Genomic DNA, 15,756 nt, shown 5'->3' with positions numbered 1-15,756 from the left:
GTCGTTGAGCGCCCTCCCTCCATACGTGGCCGGAGACGGTCGCGTTCAGCGCGCGGGCGATCTTCTCACCGCTTGCGGCCCACCCCGCCGTACATGGCCACATCCTGCGGTTCACCGGCTTCCGCAGGCTCGGGCCGCCAGCGCGAGCACGAGACCACGCCCGGCTCCAGAAGCTCCAGACCGTCGAAGAAACGGGCCACCGCCTCGGGGGTGCGCTGGGTCAGCGCCGGGACGCCGTGCTCGTTCCAGAACCGCACCGCCTCGTCCACCTCCGGCAGCGCCGGGCCCGTGATGGTGTGGGACAGGACCAGGTGACTGCCGGAGGGCAGCGCGTCCATGAGCCGCCGCACCATGCCGTACGGGTCCTCGTCGTCGCCGATGAAGATGACCACCCCGAGCAGCATCAAGGCGACCGGCCGGGTGAGGTCCAGCGTGTCGGCGGCGCGCTCCAGGATCGACTCGACGTTGCGCAGGTCCTCGTCCAGGTGGTCCGTGCGGCCCTCGGGCGAGCTGGTGAGCAGGGCGCGGGCGTGCGCCAGGACAAGCGGGTCGTTGTCGACGTAGACGATCCGCGCATCCGGGGCCAGACGCTGCGCGACCTCGTGCGTGTTGTCGGCGGTGGGCAGGCCGGTGCCTATGTCGAGGAACTGCCGGATCCCCGTCTCCGTCACCAGATGACGCACGGCACGGCCCAGGAAGAGGCGGTCGGCACGGGCGTACTCGCCGATGGCCGGATGGAGTTCACGGATCCGGTCGCCGGCGACGCGGTCGACCTCGTAGTAGTCGCCGCCGCCCAGCCAGTAGTTCCAGATCCGGGCCGTGTGCGGCCGCAAGGTGTCGATGCGGCTGCGCAGTGCCGCGGCGGGATCTTCGGTGGCTGCCGGGTTCTCCGTCACGGGCTCTGCTCCTGGAGTGCCTGATGGTGCGCTGTGTACGACGTCAACCGGCAATCTAGACGGCAGTGTTGATGTCTGCCGAGAGTACGGTGCGGATCTTTTCCCGGCAGGCGCTTCCAGGTCGTGCCAGGTCACAGCGCGACCCCTATCTTGTGCCCCATGACCAGCACCCCGCACGCCCCGTCCGGTGAACCGAACCCCCTGCGCGCACTCTCCCTCGAGAGCCTCCGACGTCGTACGAGCATGAAGTGGCGCACCTACCCGGCAGATGTGCTGCCTCTGTGGGTGGCCGAGATGGACGTGCCCCTCGCCGAACCCGTCGTCCGCGCGGTCACCGATGCGCTCGCGCTCGGTGACACGGGCTACCCGGCGGGCACCGCCTACGCCGAGGCGCTCGCCGGGTTCGCCGAGAAGCGCTGGGGATGGGACGGCCTCGCCGTGGAGCGCACCGCGATCGTGCCCGACGTCATGCTAGGCATCGTCGAGATGCTCAAGCTGGTCACCGGGCACGGGGATCCGGTGGTCGTCAACTCGCCCGTGTATCCGCCCTTCTACCAGTTCATCGAGCACATGGACCGGCAGGTGCGGGAGGCACCGCTCGGGGCGGACCTGCGCATCGACTTCGATGTCCTGGAAGAGGCCTTCCGACAGGCGGTCGCCGGCGGACGCCGGGCCGCCTATCTGCTGTGCAGCCCGCACAACCCGACCGGCACCGTGCACACCGCCGGGGAGCTGGCCGCCGTGGCCGCCCTCGCCGACCGGTACGGCGTCCGCGTGGTCGCCGACGAGATCCACGCTCCGCTGACCTTGCCGGGCGCCGACTTCGTGCCGTACCTGAGCGTCCCCGGCGGGGAGAGCGGCCTGTCCCTCATGTCCGCCTCGAAGGCGTGGAACCTGGCAGGCCTGAAAGCCGCGCTCGCGATCGCCGGACCCGCGGCCGCCGCCGACCTCGCCCGCCTGCCCGAGGAGGTCGGCCACGGCCCCAGCCACGTCGGCGTCATCGCCCACACGGCCGCCCTGACCGAGGGCACCGCCTGGCTGGACGCGCTGCTCAGCGGCCTCGACGACAACCGGCGCCTGCTCACCGACCTGCTTGCCGCACACCTCCCCGCCATCGCCCACCGTCCGGGCGAGGCCACCTACCTGGCCTGGCTCGACTGCCGCGGACTCGGCCTCGGCGAGGATCCGGCGCGGGTGTTCCTGGAGCGGGGGAGGGTGGCCCTGAACTCGGGGATCCCCTTCGGCACCGGCGGGACAGGACACGTACGCCTGAACCTGGCGACCTCGCCCGAACTGATCACGGAAGGCGTCCGGCGGATGGCGGCCGCCCTCGCCTGAAGCGATCCCCAGGTGGCCAGGTGGCCAGGTGGGCGTGGGGGGTGTCATGGACACGTGACACCCCTGCATGATGACCTCATGCGCGTGCTGATCCCGCTCCCCGACCACGACTTCGACGTCACCGAGGTCGCCGTGCCCTGGTGGCTGCTCACCGACGCCGGGCACGAGGTCGTCTTCGCCACCGAGCGCGCCCGGACGCGGCCCGCGGCCGATCCACGGCTGCTGACCGGCGTGCTCCTCGGGCAGCTCGGCGCGGAGGACGAACCCAAGCGCTACTACGAACAGCTCACCGCGGCACCGGAGTTCACCGCCACGGTCGCCTGGGCCGACGTGGACGTGACCGAGTACGACGGGCTGCTGCTGCCGGGCGGGCACGCGCCCGGCATGCGGCAGTACCTCGGCTCGACGGAGCTGCAACAGCAGGTCGCCCGGTTCTGGGCGCTGGACCGGCCGGTCGGCGCGATCTGTCACGGAGTGCTCGTGCTGGCCCGGACCTCCGATCCCGGCACGGGGCGCAGTGTCCTCGCCGAGCGTCGCACGACCTGCCTGCCCAAGTACATGGAACGCACCGCCTACCTGACCACAGCGTGGCGGCTCGGGCGGTACTACCGCACCTACCCGGCGTATGTGGAGGACGAGGTGCGTGCTGCTCTTGCCGAGCCGGCTGAGCAGTTCGAGCGTGGTCCTCGGGTTCTGACCCGGCGCGGTACGGCGGACGACGACACGTACGCGTTTGTTGTGCAGGACGGCAATCTCCTGTCGGCGCGGTGGCCGGGGGATGCGTATCTTTTCGCCCGCCGCTATCTCCAGCTTCTCGTGTGAGCAGTCTGCGGCGACGTGGCTGGTCGCGCCTTTGGGGCGCGCTGCCGCACTGCAGCCGGCTTTGCGCAGCCTGCTTAGACTTTCCGGCATGGACGACATGGCGCTGGAGCGGCTCGGTTCGGGAAAGTATGTGCTGGTCACCAGCTACCGCAAGAACGGCACACCGGTCGCCACGCCGGTGTGGGTGGTGCGGGACGGTGACACGCTCGGGGTGTGGACGGCGGCCGACTCCTGGAAGGTGAAGCGGATCCGCGCTCGCGGCGACATCCTCGTCGGCCCCTGCGACCTGCGCGGCAACCCCACCGGCGCGCAGCTCCCGGCCACCGCGGAGATCGGCGACGAGGCGACGGTCGCCCGCTACCGCGAGCTCATCGCCCGCAAGTACGGCATCGTCGGCCGCCTCACCCTGCTCGGCAGCCGGCTGCGCCGAGGCCTGAAGGGCACCGTCGGCATCCGTGTGGCGCTGAAGCCCTGAGACGCGTACGGCCGCGCGCTCCTCCTGGGAGGACCGCGCGGCCGTCACGACGGCGAGCCCCGGCCTACGAGCCGTCCAGCACCGTGCCGGTCAGCACCGGCCCGCCGGGCTGCGGATCACCGTTGTCGTTCGTCAGCTGGAAGCGCACGGACTCGGTCGGCTCCGTCACCCGGTCCTTGACCGTCGGCAGGGACACCTCCGCACTCAGCTTCCCCTTGGGCACGTCCGCCCCCAGGTAGAGGTACTTGACCTGGGACAGGGGACGTTCCGGATCCGGTGACTCGCCCGAGGCGCCCGCCAGCCACGTCGGGTCGACGTCCTTGGTGGACAGCTCCGGGCCGCCGGTGACCGGGACGACGAGGAACGTCGGGCTCAGATCCACGTCCGCGGCCTCGGACAGGGACACCTTCCACTTCAGCGGCTTCCCCTCGGTCACCCGGCCCGCCACCGACGTCACGGTGATCGTGGGCATCGGGTCGTCGTTCTGCACCGTGAGGCCACCGCGGTACGAGCCGATGACAGCGCCCCGCACGGCCTTCACGATCACGGTGTGGTCCACGTCGTACGCGTAACGCGTGTTGCCCTTCACCTCCACCGGTACGTCGATGTCGTGGCCGCCCGGATGCACCGTGACCAGCCGTGTACTGGACCTGCCGGTGACCGGGTCCACGACGTACACCCGCACCTGCCCGCTGCCGTGACCGGACACCTGCACCGGCACCCGGTACGTCCGGACGCCCGAGTCGCGCTCCTTGACGGTCGTGCGGCCCATGTCGACGCGTGTCAGCGAGGCCTCATGAACCGCGGGGGTGCCCGGGCGCCAGCCCCAGGCGTCCATCAGCCAGGCCTTCCCGGAGCGCGAACGAGGGGTCAGATCAAGGGACTTGATGTGCTTGAGGTCGAGACCGGCCCGGGCGGCCGCCGACAGCGGGACGCGCACCTCGCGCGCCCAGTACGAAGCGGTCCGTTCCGTGCCCGGCAGGCCGTCGACGGCGGTGCGGCCGAGAGTGGCCCTTCTGCCGTGGGTGTCGGTGAGGGAGACGTCGAGGTTGGTGCCGGTCGAGTTGGGCGGCACGATCACGCGCAGGGCGAGGTCCTTGGCACCGCCCAGCGACACCGGCGCGTCGGGCCGCACCCGGACCGCCGACCCGGCCGCCGACCAGCGCAGCGCGACCGCGCGCCGGCCGACCTCACGCTCCGTCTCCCACCGTGCGAAGTGCGGCGAGGCACCCTTCGCACGGGACCCCAGACAGGCCACGTGGTCGTCCGGATCGACGGCCGAGCACAGTTGCCCGCCGGCCACCGTGACCTTGCCGTCCGGCAGGAACGCGCCGCCTCGGTTCGCCCCGACCGCGTGCGTGAGCACCCGCGCGGGATCGGCCGAGGGCGCCCGCCGGCCCGACCCGTCGAGCAGGGGCCGTACCCGGTCGTCCCCGCCGACGAACAGCCGGGCCGCCGTCGCGATGTAGGTGCTGCCCGCCTTGTGCTGCTGGTTCGCGCTCAGCCGGGTCGCGGTGCCCGGCGAGCACACCGGGTCGCGGTGGTCCGGGTCGTCGTAGAAGTCGTCCTCGGCGGGCGCCTGCGCCTGGCCCGGCGTCCACTCGGTGTTGAAGAAGTTGTGGTCGGCGCCCACCACGTACACCGCGCTGTGCAGCGCGGCACCCCGGCTGACCGCGCGGGTGCCGTCGACGAAGACCTCGCCCTGCAGGTCGGAGACATCGCCGTCGCAGCCCGGCAGGATCGTCGCCGAGGGCACGTCCGCGACCGGATTCTGGCCGAAGACCGTCGGTCCGATGAGGACGGTGCCGCGGATGTGCCAGCGCACCGGGCCGTGGTAGCCGTCCTGCGCGGCGGGCGGCGGATCGAGGCTGTCCATCGCGGCCCGGTTGACGCCCTCGCCGCCGCGCGAGTGGCCGACGAGCAGCACGCGCGAGAGGTCGGCCGGCGGTGCGTTGCGTACGGCCGCGGGGGCCGAGCCCGGGTCGGCGGCCCAGTCGGCCCAGCGGGCCAGGTGCCGGCGGACCAGCGAGGAGCGGGCCTGTGCGCCGCCGTCCTCGGCCGCGTCGTCCTGGGCGTTGATGCCGTTGGCCGAGATCGACACCGTCACATAGCCCTGGGACGCGAGCAGTTGCTGGTCGCGCAGGTAGCCGCGGTAGCTCGGGATCGGCTTCGTGCCCTGCGGGCAGGGCCAGTCGCCGGTCACGTCCCTGGGGGTGTAGCAGGTGGAGTGGCGGCCGTGCAGGAACAGGGCGAGCGGCCGGTGCCCGGTGGCGCCCTTCGGGGCGACCACCACCGCTCGCATCTCGACCGGCTGGGGGAAGCCCGGCAGCTTCACGGGGTCGAGGTCGTACTCGCCGGTGGTCGTGCCGTACTGGCCCGGCTTGCCGGGGTCCACCGAGTTCGCGGGGAGCCGGGCGGGCGGCGCAACCGCCGCGGAGCGCCGTCCGCCCGAGGTCTCGCCACGGCTCGCGGAGTCCAACTCCCGCCCACCGGCGCGCACATGAAGGCCCGTCAGCCCGGTTCCCGCCCCGTCTCGCCCGAGGCCGAGACGGAACGTGTGACCGTCCCGGTCCGGCTGCGGGACGCCCAGCATCCGGTCCCCGGAGTAGAACTCGACACGTGCGTCTCCCATCGGCACGGGGGCGGTCGAGCGCCAGACGAGCTGTCGGGCGTCGCCCTTGCCGGCGATCCGCCAGCCGGGTGGCAGGCCACCGTCCGGGTCGGCCGTCGTGCTTGACGGTCTGGCGTCCGACGGTGGTGCCGCCTGCGCCAGCCCTGGCGATCCCCCCGCCACCGCGAGCACCGCCGCAGCGGTCACCCATATTCGCCGGGCACGGAACAAGGTCCCCTCCTCAAGTACCGAGCAAAAGCCCCTCGTTGGTCAGCCGGGGGCCTCACACGTTTCGGAGGACGACAGGAGGGAGCTGTGGGTTGCCTGTGACAGTCGATTCGGCCGAGGCCAGTCGACGACGCGGTCAGACCCGCCGCGGCGACGAGGCATGGGCGCCGGGCCTGCGGGACAGGACCCCCCGATGAGCCGAACACCGTTGCGCGCCGCCGTCGTCGGGACCGGCCACCGCGCCCAGACCTTCGTCCGGGGACTCGCCGCCCGCCCGGCCCACCGCGTGGCAGCCCTGTGCGACCCGAGCCCGACGCGGATGGCCTTCCACAACCGGGCCCTGGCCGCCGCCGGGGAACCCGCAGCCACCGAGTGGGAACCGGACCGCTTCACCGACATGCTCGCCAAGGAGGCCATCGACGAGGTCGTCGTCACCACCGTCGACGCCGCACACGACCGCTACATCGTTCCGGCGCTGCAGGCGGGCTGCCGCGTCGTGACCGAGAAACCGATGACCGTGGACGCGGACCGCTGCGCACGCATCCTCGACGCCGTGCAGGCGACCGGCAATCCCCTCACCGTCGCCTTCAACTACCGCTTCAACCCGGTGCACGAGAAGGTGCGGGCCCTGCTGGCCGACGGCGCGATCGGCGAGATCCTCTCCGTGCACTTCGAGTGGGTCCTCGACGTACGGCACGGCGCCGACTACTTCCGCCGCTGGCACCGCGAGAAACACAACAGCGGCGGGCTGATGGTGCACAAGTCGAGCCATCACTTCGACCTGGTCAACTGGTGGCTCGCCGACGAGCCGCACGAGGTCTTCGGCTACGGCCGGCTCGGTTTCTACGGCCCCGAGGCGGGCGAACGCCACGGACTGCGCCGGGACTACGACCGCGCCCACGGGGCCGCCCCGGCCGCCGACGACCCGTTCGCGCTGGACCTGGCCGGTAACGACACCCTGCGCGCCCTGTATCTGGAGGCAGAGGGAGACGACGGTTACCTCCGCGACCGCAACGTCTTCGGCGGCCCGGTCACCATCGAGGACGACATGGCGGTCCTCGTCCGCTACGCGCGCGGGGCGACGATGACCTACCACCTCACGGCCTACGCGCCGTGGGAGGGCTACCGCGTCATGTTCAACGGCAGCGCAGGCCGCTTGGAGCTGGAGGTCGAGGAGAGCCGCTGGGCGCAGCCCCGCACCCAGGTCGCCGCGGACAGCGGCGCGCTGCACGGAGACACCGCTGCCGAGCACGCGGGCGGTGCACGGCTCACCCTGCGCCCGCTGTGGCGGCCGCCGGTCGAGGTGCCGCTCGACGTCACCCACAAGGCTCACGGCGGGGGAGATCCCCGTATGCTCGACGCGCTGTTCGGGCCCGTGGACCCCGCTGAGCCGGCTCGGGGTGCGGCGGCGCATCCCACGGCCACCCAGCGCGACGGCGCCCTCGCCCTGGCTGTGGGTCTCGCCGCCAACAGCTGCTTCGAGACGGGACGGCCCGTGGCCGTGCGGGACCTGGTCCCCGGGGTGTGGGAGAGCTGAGGGTGCGTCAGGACCAGGCGCGGTAGGGCTCGTCGACCAGCTGGAAGACCGGCTCGCCGCGGACCGGGTCCTTGGCCGTCGACAGCCGGACCCGGTCACCGCTGTGGATGCCGATCAGCGGGCCCATGACCCTGCCGCGCACGACGAATCCCTCGGCCATCTCCACGAGCGACACATTGCGCGCGGCGGGGGTGTTGCGGTGCACGACCGTCGCATGGCGGACGGTGCCCACGCCCTCGCTGCGCTCCGTGCGCAGGTCGCCGCCCTGGCAGACCGGACACAGCAGTCGGTGGTACATGGCGGTGCCGCACCAGGTGCAGCGCTGGAAGACGATGGTGTCCGCATCGTGCGCCTGGGGATCGAGCACGCCGGCCGCGGAGCCGCCGACTGCCTGACGAGCAACGTTTCCTGAGTGGTGGTACACGCTGGTCAACTCCCTGCGCTCGGCCCGGAATCCCGCGTGCGCGGTCAACCGTGCACGCACGTGCCCGGCTCACCGTGCCACCGTGCACGCGACCAATGTATGGCACTCAGTGCCACTCGTAAAGGCACTCGGTACCCTCAATTTCGGCGGCTGTCCTCCGCCGGGTCAGCCCCGTCCGAACGCGGACTCGATCTCCTGGACGACCCGCCACAGGGGTGCGTCGCGCCGGGAGACGACGACCACCACGTCCTCGGGCTCCGTGCCGCCGCGGTGTACTGGGGCAGCCGTACCGAAGGCGGACCGGACATACCCCAGCGCGTGGTCCACCGCGGCGTCGGAGTCGTCCTTTCCGTCCGAGCGCAGCCAGGACCGCAGCGCGTTGTTGTGCGCCGCCACCACTGCGGCCGCGATCACGTCCGCCTGCAAGGTCCCGTCGCGGCGGCCGGCGAAACGGGCGCGCAGATACTCCGCGAGGGCGCGTTCGTAGCGCCACACCACGGACAGTTCGTACGCCCGCAGCCCCGGCACCTTCTTGGTGAGGTGATAGCGCTGTACGGAGAAGGTCGGGTTCTCGGCGTACATGCGCAGCACGAGCCGGGCCGCCTCGCACACCCGCTGCACGGGTTCGTCCTCGTCGCCGCTGTCGGAGAGGAAGGCCGTCATGTCGGCGAGGCACCGCTCGTGGTCGGGGAAGACCACGTCCTCCTTGGAGGGGAAGTAGCGGAAGAACGAGCGCCGTCCGACACCGGCGAGCGCCACGATGTCGTCGACCGTCGTCTGCTCGTAGCCCCGCTCCAGGAACAGCTGGAACGCGGCCGCCACCAGGGCGTCCCGCATCGGTGGCTTCACGGCCGCCGCCTCCGTCGTCATGTACGCGAACGTAGCATCGCAGCGGCGCTGATGGCACTCAGTGCACTCCTGAGGGGGAACTCAGTGCTCCCGGCCGGTCGGAGCCCTCGCCCCGGCGTGACAGCGATCTTCTGTGTGACGCCCACTGTCGTGCTCAGGTCGCCGAAGGTGAGCCGCAACGAGGAACCTGTCGTGGCCGAGATCACGGGAGGCGGCTGCGCCGTGCCGTCGCCACGCCCGCTGATCATCATGCAGCACGGACCGCTCGCGACGAGCGCTCCGGTCGTGCCGCCGCACCAGAAGGTGACGCCGGTGAAGTCGAGCGGGGGCACGCTGACGCCCTGTTGGTCATCGGTGTTGGCGGGGACGGTCAGCCAACCAGTGTCGGCCGCCCGCGCCTCGGTCTGTGCGGCGCTCGCGCCGGGCAGGAGGGGCAGCTGCCGTCTCGCGCGTCGCGAGCACCCGGCACAGGTCGACCCGGTCGGCGCCGGTGCTGTTGCCGATGCAGTCGGCCACCGCCGATCTGCCTGTTGTAGCAGTTGCCGTAGAAGGTCTGGGTGTCGTTGCAGACCTCGTCGTGGAGATGGCCGCGGCCGGTGAGGATCGCGTCCCGCAGGCCGCATCGCCGGTCAGCCCCGTGCCCTGCCGGGAGTACGCCTGCGCGAGTGTGCTGAGGCGGTTGTAGCTGGTGTTCATGTTGGCGGAGCAGCCGGACGACTCCGGGTCCGTGGCCGGGTCGGGATCCGCGTACACCGGATCGGGCCACGGCGAATCTGCGGCCGGAGCCATGGTCGACCGGAACCGACGTGCCCTGGCGCCCAGTTGGACGAGTCGGCTCCTGAACGGCTCGGCGGTGGGACTGAATCCTTATGGGGGATGTCGCTCGTTCGGTAGATGCGGGAATCGCTGAACTCCCGCGCAGGCCGGTGCGTATCACTCTCCGGGGAAGGCGGAGAGTCCCGTCACGTCGGGACGGAAGGAGAGCGCAGTGCCCATACCGCCCGCATCCGGGTCGCACGACCGTCTGCCGCTGGAGCCGATCCGGGTCCTGCGCCCGCGCCGCACCGACGCCCTGGCGGAGCTGTTCAAGGAAATGGAGCAGGGCACCGGCGCTCTCAGACCCGTGGCCGTGCCGGACCCGCGGTCCTGGGACGAGGGCGAGACACAGGAACTCCCGCCCGTGCGCACCGGTCACGGCGGTGCACCGCGCGGTGGCGACCGTTTCGGGTTCGGGCCGGGACTGCGGCGCGCCGCCGTCACGATCGCCGTCGCCGCGGCGGCCCTCATCGGCTTCGGCGGCGCCCTCCTGCTGCACCACAGGAACGAGGCCGCCGCCGTACCGGCGCCCCACCCCACCGCGACCGCCGAGCCGACCCCGACCGCCGAGCCGACCGCGCCCGCCTCCGCCGCGTCGGACCCCGACGGCCCCGGCACCCTCCGCGAGGGCGACAGCGGCCCCGCCGTGACCGATCTGCAGCAACGCCTGCTGCGCATCCCCGACGTCTACGGGGGCGGCTCCACCGGCGGCACCTACGACGCCACCCTGAAGGCCGCGGTGGCCCGCTTCCAGCTCTGGTACGGCATCCGGGGCGACGAGACCGGCGTCTACGGCAACGACACCCGGGTCGCACTGGAGTCCCGCACGGCCTCCGGTACCGGCTGACGCGCGGGACGCCCCTACTGAGGATCCGCAGGCACCCGGATGTCGAGCACACAGACGTCGTCCCGCCGCTCACCCTCCAGCATCGCGGCGAGCAGCGGGGCCAGGGAGCCGGGCTCGTCGGCGTGGTCGCTGAGGACGGCTTCGGAGAGCCGCTTCAGGCCCTGGTCGAGGCCCTCCGTGGGCCGCTCGACCAGGCCGTCCGTGTAGAGGAGGACGCGGTCGCCGGGTGCCAGAGACAACTCCGCCTCGGCGAAGTCCGGCGTCGTGCTCGCGCCGAGCAGGATGCCGCCGGGACGGTCGAGATAGTGCGCCTGGCCGCCGCGCAGCAGCAGCGGCGGCGGATGGCCGGCCTGCGCCCAGATCAGACGGCGCTCGGCGGGGGCGTAGCGGGCGAGCACCATGGTTGCGGTGCCGTGGGAGTCGCGGGAGTGCAGCAGCAGCGTGTTGAGCCGGGCGAGCGCCCCCGTCAGCGAGGACCCGGTGATGACCATGCCCTTGGCGGTGAAGCGGAGCTGGGCCATCGTGGCGACCGCGTCGATGCCGTGTCCGGCCACGTCACCGACCACGAAGAGGGCGTCCCCGTCGGGCAGTTCGATCGCGCTGAACCAGTCACCGCCGACGTGGGTGCCCGACTGGGCGGGCAGATAGGCGACTTCGACGCGCAGCCCCGCCAGACGCACCGGGCGGGTGGGCAGGGGGAGCAGGGCGTGCTGCAGCCGTCCGGCCAGCGTCCGCTCGGCGCGGAGCACGTCGTGCTGGGTGAGGACGGCCCGCTCGCTCTCGACGAGGGCGAGTTCCGCGCTGCGTTGTGCGGTGAGGTCCTGTACGACGCCGTGCACCTCGACGGGCCTGCCGGCGGCGTCCGGCACGGCCTCGGCGACGGCCCGTAGATGCCGTAGCCCGTCCGCCGTCCTGATGCGGAACGGGACGTCGAAGGGGTGGTTCCCGCCCAGGAGTTCGCCGATGGCACGGGCCAGCGCGGGCCCGTCCTCGGGCAGGGCCAGGCCGGGCAGGTCGGCGAGGTCGACCGGGCCTTCGCCGGGGTCGCGGCCGAGCAGCTCGAAGACCTGCGAGGACCAGGTGGCCTCGTGCGTGACCAGGTTCCAGCTCGCCCAGCCGAGGCTCCCCAGCCGCTGCACGTCCGCGAGGCGCTGCTCCTGCCGGTCCGAGGAGCCGTGCCGCACCCATGTCACGAACAGCCCGTCGCCCAGCCTGGCCGCCCGCACCGTGTAGGTGAACAGCTCCGTGACACCGTCCACGACCTCCTGGTGCGCGAACGGCGCGCTCTCGTACGGCTCTCCCGTGGTGAGCGCGCTGCGCAGGCCCTGCCACTGCGGCCGGCCCGCCAGGGCCGGGCAGGCCTCCCGGAACCGCCGGCCGACCAGCTCGGGCCCGGTGGAGCCGACCACGTCGGCGGCCTGCGCGGTGGCGGCGTCGATGCGGTAGTCGTCGATCACGCCCGAGGCGCCGGGCAGCGGCGTGAGCAGCATGGCTGCGCCGGGCAGCGCGCCGAAGAGGGCCTGCACGGCCTGCACCGCTTCCGCGGCCTCGATGGCGGCCTGCGGACCGGTGTGAAAGTCGCGCAGACGTGCGGCGCAGAGCTGGGCGGCGGCCTGCAGATGGGCCCGGGCGCTCGGACCGAACGGCCCGCTGCGGGTGCGCAGAATCCCGATGCACACGCTCGGTGCGGCACCGCTCGGCACCGGCAGCCAGGCGCGGGACGACCAGCGGTCGGACGGGTCCCCGATCAGCACGTAACGCCGCCGGTCCGCGGCGGCGTCCTCCAGCCAGCGCGGCTCGCCCGCCCGCAGGGCCTCCAGGGCGGGGACTCCGTTCAGCGGCGGGATCCGGTGCCACTGGGCGGCGAGGGTCGCGTCGATGCCGGCGTGGCCGACCAGTTCGAGACCCCCGGCGGGCAGTCGCGCGTAGATCATGACCGCGTCGGCGCCCACCTCCGGCGCGAGCTGCTCCAGCAGGCAGGAGGCGAGATCCTGCGGCGTGGTGACATGGACGAGCTTCCTGCCGAGGGCGCCGAGCGCCGTGGAACCCCAGTCGGCGGCCGCGTCCCGCGAGGGCGGCACGGCGGACTCGGGAAGGCCGGCGGGCTCCGGGGCGGGGGCGGCACCGCCGAGCGGCAGGCTGCCGAGGGTGATCCAGCACTCCTCGAGCACGCTGCGGCCGGCGGTCCTCGCCCGTCGCTGCAGCTCTTCCTCGGCGGCGCCGGGGGAGCAGCCGGTCAGCGCCATGACCACACCTTTGGCCTGCTCCTGGACGGCCGACATCGCCGCCAGGTGCTGCAGCCGGTCCATCTCGGCGCGCTGCCTGGCGACGATCTGGGCCAGTGCGACGGTGTCGGCAGCGGTGCGGGACTCCGCCGGCGTGGCGGGCTTACTGGTCACGCGTCGAGCATCGCACAACAGAGCGGGTCCGATCGTGGTTGAGCCTGCTCGGGCTTCACTCGAAAGGAGAAGAGCCCGCGTGTCGGGGTGGACGCCCGGTCCGGTCCGGCCCATCAGGCGTCCGGCGGCCGGTACAGCCACAGCCGGAACAACCGGCTGAGCAGCGGCATGACCAGGTAGGTCAGCACGGGCAGCAGCACGACGGGAAACACGGCCGCCCTCAGCGCCAGGGGCCAGGCCATGGTGCGGGGCGTCACCAGCCACTGGATGAGCAGGGTCAACGGATAGGCGCCGAGGAACGTGGTCAGCACCATCTTCCAGCGGGGCGGGGACTGCGCCGTGGTGCCCGGCAGACTGAACCAGGTCTCCATCCCGGTGGTCGACTGCCGTTCGTCGCCCACCTCCGTGGCGATCCCCTCGATCCGCGCATGCCACTCGGCCCGCTCGGAGGACTCGAGCCACTGCGCCAGACGCTGCGGATCGGACCAGCGCAGCACCGCGTGACAGCGGGGGCCGTCCTCGGGGCGCAGCCAGGAGACGCCCTCGTTGCCGGGGAACCGACTGGCGCAGCGGGTGATCCCGCGGGTCCACTCCTCGAACTCGGCTTCCCGGCCGGGACGCACCTGCCAGGTCAGCACCATGGTGACCGGATCGCGCCTGCGCAGCTGGGTGGTGCTCATGTTCACCACGTGTGCCACGCGTGGCGCGAATCATGCCGTGCAGGCCCGGCCGGCGCGGTCAGCGCCCCGAGTCGACCAGGGCCCGGGAGACCGCCCGGACGCTGCGCGCGATGTGCTGGAGCTGCATGACCTCCGCCGCGTACAGCTTGATCGTGTGCTCGATGACCGACTCCGGCAGGCCGAGTGCGGGCAGATCGGCGCGTGCGGTCTGCAGCGCGGTGCGCGCGACCCGGATCTCGTGCTGCACCTGGATCTGCGCATGGCGGGCCAGCAGCACGGGGTGGCGCATCAGGGCCGGGTAGCTGCCGTAGCGGGCCGGCACCAGTTCGCGCAGCCACCTGGTCGCCGAGCGCTCCCAGTCGTAGGAGCCGGGCGTCTTGACCTGGCACGGCCAGTCCGGGCTGATGCGCGTGGTCGTCAGTTGCATGATCATCGCTTCCGGGTGTGCGGCGTCGTGTGGGGGTGGTCCGACGTGGGCGGGCGGCCCCGGTCTAGGGGATGACCGGGGCCGCCAAGGGCGCTCGCAGAGGCGAGGCCCGACCGAACACCCTGGGCGCCGACGCGGGTAGGAGACGGCGGCTTCGGGTGTCGGTGCAGGAGCCCGGGAGAGCAGACGGTGCCTGCGCGGTGGATGGTGCAGGCGCATGGGCGGACCGTCGGCTTTCTCCGGGCGATGCGGGTGGGGACGGGGGTGCGGAACGTGTCCCGGAGTGGGCCGGTGCGCGATCCGTGAGAAGTATTTATATATGCCGTCCGGTTTGCAAGAAGCATGAAAACATTCATGCGCGGTATGTTGCGAAAGGTCCCTTTGTAATTCCGCTGTAACACCGGATCGGTCGCGGACGCAGGATCAGTCGCGCAGGAAGAACTGGTGCTGGTCGGAGATCTGCTCGTACTCCTCGAGCCGCGCCTGGGTGCGCTCGGGGTCGGCGTCGGTCATGGCCTGCAGCAGCGCGGCGGCGATCACACCGGGCGCCGCGTAGGAGTCGAAGACCAGTCGGGAGCCGGTGCCGGTGGCGAAGACGACGTCCGCCTCGTCGGCCACGAGCCCCAGCGCCAGGTCGGTGACCAGGGCGACCTTCAACCCGGCGCTGCGCGCGACCCGTACGGCGGTGAGGGTCTCCTGGGCGTGCCGGGGCATCGAGAAGGCCAGCACCCAGGTGCCGCCCGCCTCACGCGACTGCAACAGCGCGTCGTAGGCGACGCTGCCGCCCCGCGTCACCAGCCGCACGTCCGGGTGGATACGGCGCGCGGCGTAGGCGAAGTACTCGGCCAGCGAGACCGAGATGCGCAGCCCGAGGACGGTCAGGGGCGTCGACGCCGACAGCTTGCGGCCGAGCTCGATCAGCTGGTCGGGGTCGGCGAAGTCGCGGCGCAGGTTCTCCAGGTTCTCGATCTCGGCGTCGACCGCCGCCTGCAGTTCGTTGCTGCCGTTGTCCTCGGTCGCGGCGGGGCCGCCGGCCAGGGTGCCGAGGGCGATCGACTGGAGCTTCTCGCGCAGGGCGGGGTAGCCGCTGAAACCGACCGCCGCGGCGAACCGCGTCACCGAGGGCTGGCTCACACCGACGCGTTCGGCGAGGTCGGTGATCGACAGGAAGGCCGCTTCGGTGATGTGCTCGATGAGGTACTGGGCGATGCGCCGCTGTCCGGGGGAGAGCCGCGGCCGGTCGAAGAGCGTCCTGAGCTGGGAGGCGGGGGCGGCCTCGGCTTCCGGAGCCGTCTTGCCCGAGGTGATCGCGGATGCCTGTGCACGTGCCTGCTGCGGCGATGACACGGGTGCGCCTCCTTTGTCTCCCACAGTGCTTCAACATAGCCCACACACCGTCGTGACCAG

General features: G+C 72.2%; 14 protein-coding genes and 1 pseudogene. 5 read left to right on the top strand and 10 right to left on the bottom strand.

Annotated features, from left to right (window positions below; genetic code table 11):
- Positions 1–65: 65 nt before the first annotated feature.
- Complete coding sequence (locus tag ACWDAG_RS33355) at positions 66–896, bottom strand: SAM-dependent methyltransferase (RefSeq protein WP_450699278.1); 831 nt, start codon at positions 894–896, stop codon at positions 66–68.
- Positions 897–1,055: 159 nt separating this feature from the next.
- On the opposite strand from ACWDAG_RS33355, the gene ACWDAG_RS33350 reads away from it, so the two are divergent.
- The 3 genes from ACWDAG_RS33350 to ACWDAG_RS33340 all read left to right on the top strand — a co-directional run bounded on the left by ACWDAG_RS33350 (position 1,056) and on the right by ACWDAG_RS33340 (position 3,531).
- Positions 1,056–2,234, top strand: coding sequence for a MalY/PatB family protein (locus ACWDAG_RS33350; protein WP_450699277.1), 1,179 nt, complete (start codon positions 1,056–1,058; stop codon positions 2,232–2,234).
- A 78-nt stretch (positions 2,235–2,312) separates the two neighbouring features.
- Positions 2,313–3,056 carry a type 1 glutamine amidotransferase domain-containing protein gene (locus ACWDAG_RS33345; RefSeq protein WP_450699276.1) on the top strand — a complete coding sequence of 248 codons (744 nt, stop codon included), beginning with the start codon at positions 2,313–2,315 and terminating at the stop codon, positions 3,054–3,056.
- 88 nt (positions 3,057–3,144) lie between these two features.
- Positions 3,145–3,531: a PPOX class F420-dependent oxidoreductase gene (locus ACWDAG_RS33340; RefSeq protein WP_450699275.1), complete on the top strand. Its 387-nt coding sequence runs from the start codon at positions 3,145–3,147 to the stop codon at positions 3,529–3,531.
- A 64-nt stretch (positions 3,532–3,595) separates the two neighbouring features.
- On the opposite strand, the gene ACWDAG_RS33335 is transcribed toward ACWDAG_RS33340, so the two are convergent.
- Complete coding sequence (locus ACWDAG_RS33335; RefSeq protein WP_450699274.1) at positions 3,596–6,373, bottom strand: alpha/beta hydrolase family protein; 2,778 nt, start codon at positions 6,371–6,373, stop codon at positions 3,596–3,598.
- Positions 6,374–6,563: 190 nt separating this feature from the next.
- Here ACWDAG_RS33335 and ACWDAG_RS33330 point away from each other — a divergent pair, with 190 nt between their 5' ends.
- Positions 6,564–7,907, top strand: coding sequence for a Gfo/Idh/MocA family protein (locus ACWDAG_RS33330; RefSeq protein ID WP_450699273.1), 1,344 nt, complete (start codon positions 6,564–6,566; stop codon positions 7,905–7,907).
- Between the two features lie 7 nt (positions 7,908–7,914).
- Here ACWDAG_RS33330 and ACWDAG_RS33325 read toward each other — a convergent pair whose 3' ends face one another.
- From ACWDAG_RS33325 to ACWDAG_RS33310, 4 genes and pseudogenes are all read right to left on the bottom strand, one after another.
- Positions 7,915–8,331, bottom strand: coding sequence for a Zn-ribbon domain-containing OB-fold protein (locus ACWDAG_RS33325; RefSeq protein ID WP_450699310.1), 417 nt, complete (start codon positions 8,329–8,331; stop codon positions 7,915–7,917).
- 165 nt (positions 8,332–8,496) lie between these two features.
- Positions 8,497–9,168 (bottom strand): TetR family transcriptional regulator, encoded by a 672-nt coding sequence (locus ACWDAG_RS33320; RefSeq protein ID WP_450699309.1) that lies wholly within the window; start codon positions 9,166–9,168, stop codon positions 8,497–8,499.
- 29 nt (positions 9,169–9,197) lie between these two features.
- Complete coding sequence (locus ACWDAG_RS33315; protein WP_450699308.1) at positions 9,198–9,554, bottom strand: polysaccharide lyase beta-sandwich domain-containing protein; 357 nt, start codon at positions 9,552–9,554, stop codon at positions 9,198–9,200.
- Between the two features lie 46 nt (positions 9,555–9,600).
- A pseudogene (locus ACWDAG_RS33310) lies at positions 9,601–10,047 on the bottom strand (lyase); the annotation flags it as partial.
- 121 nt (positions 10,048–10,168) lie between these two features.
- Here ACWDAG_RS33310 and ACWDAG_RS33305 point away from each other — a divergent pair.
- A complete protein-coding gene (locus tag ACWDAG_RS33305; RefSeq protein ID WP_450699272.1) occupies positions 10,169–10,843 on the top strand; it encodes a peptidoglycan-binding protein in 675 nt (224 codons plus the stop codon).
- Between the two features lie 14 nt (positions 10,844–10,857).
- On the opposite strand, the gene ACWDAG_RS33300 is transcribed toward ACWDAG_RS33305, so the two are convergent.
- From ACWDAG_RS33300 to ACWDAG_RS33285, 4 genes are all read right to left on the bottom strand, one after another.
- Positions 10,858–13,152: a SpoIIE family protein phosphatase gene (locus tag ACWDAG_RS33300; RefSeq protein ID WP_450699307.1), complete on the bottom strand. Its 2,295-nt coding sequence runs from the start codon at positions 13,150–13,152 to the stop codon at positions 10,858–10,860.
- A 203-nt stretch (positions 13,153–13,355) separates the two neighbouring features.
- Positions 13,356–13,922 carry an antibiotic biosynthesis monooxygenase gene (locus tag ACWDAG_RS33295; protein ID WP_450699271.1) on the bottom strand — a complete coding sequence of 189 codons (567 nt, stop codon included), beginning with the start codon at positions 13,920–13,922 and terminating at the stop codon, positions 13,356–13,358.
- Positions 13,923–13,980: 58 nt separating this feature from the next.
- Complete coding sequence (locus tag ACWDAG_RS33290) at positions 13,981–14,349, bottom strand: hypothetical protein (RefSeq protein ID WP_450699270.1); 369 nt, start codon at positions 14,347–14,349, stop codon at positions 13,981–13,983.
- A gap of 423 nt (positions 14,350–14,772) precedes the next feature.
- Entirely contained in the window at positions 14,773–15,696 is a 924-nt protein-coding gene (locus ACWDAG_RS33285) for a MurR/RpiR family transcriptional regulator (protein WP_450699269.1), read from the bottom strand.
- Positions 15,697–15,756 lie beyond the last annotated feature (60 nt).

The organism is Streptomyces sp. NPDC001157, from assembly GCF_053598255.1.
The sequence above is the reverse complement of the archived record's forward strand: the minus strand, read 5'-3'. Positions and strand labels throughout refer to the sequence as shown.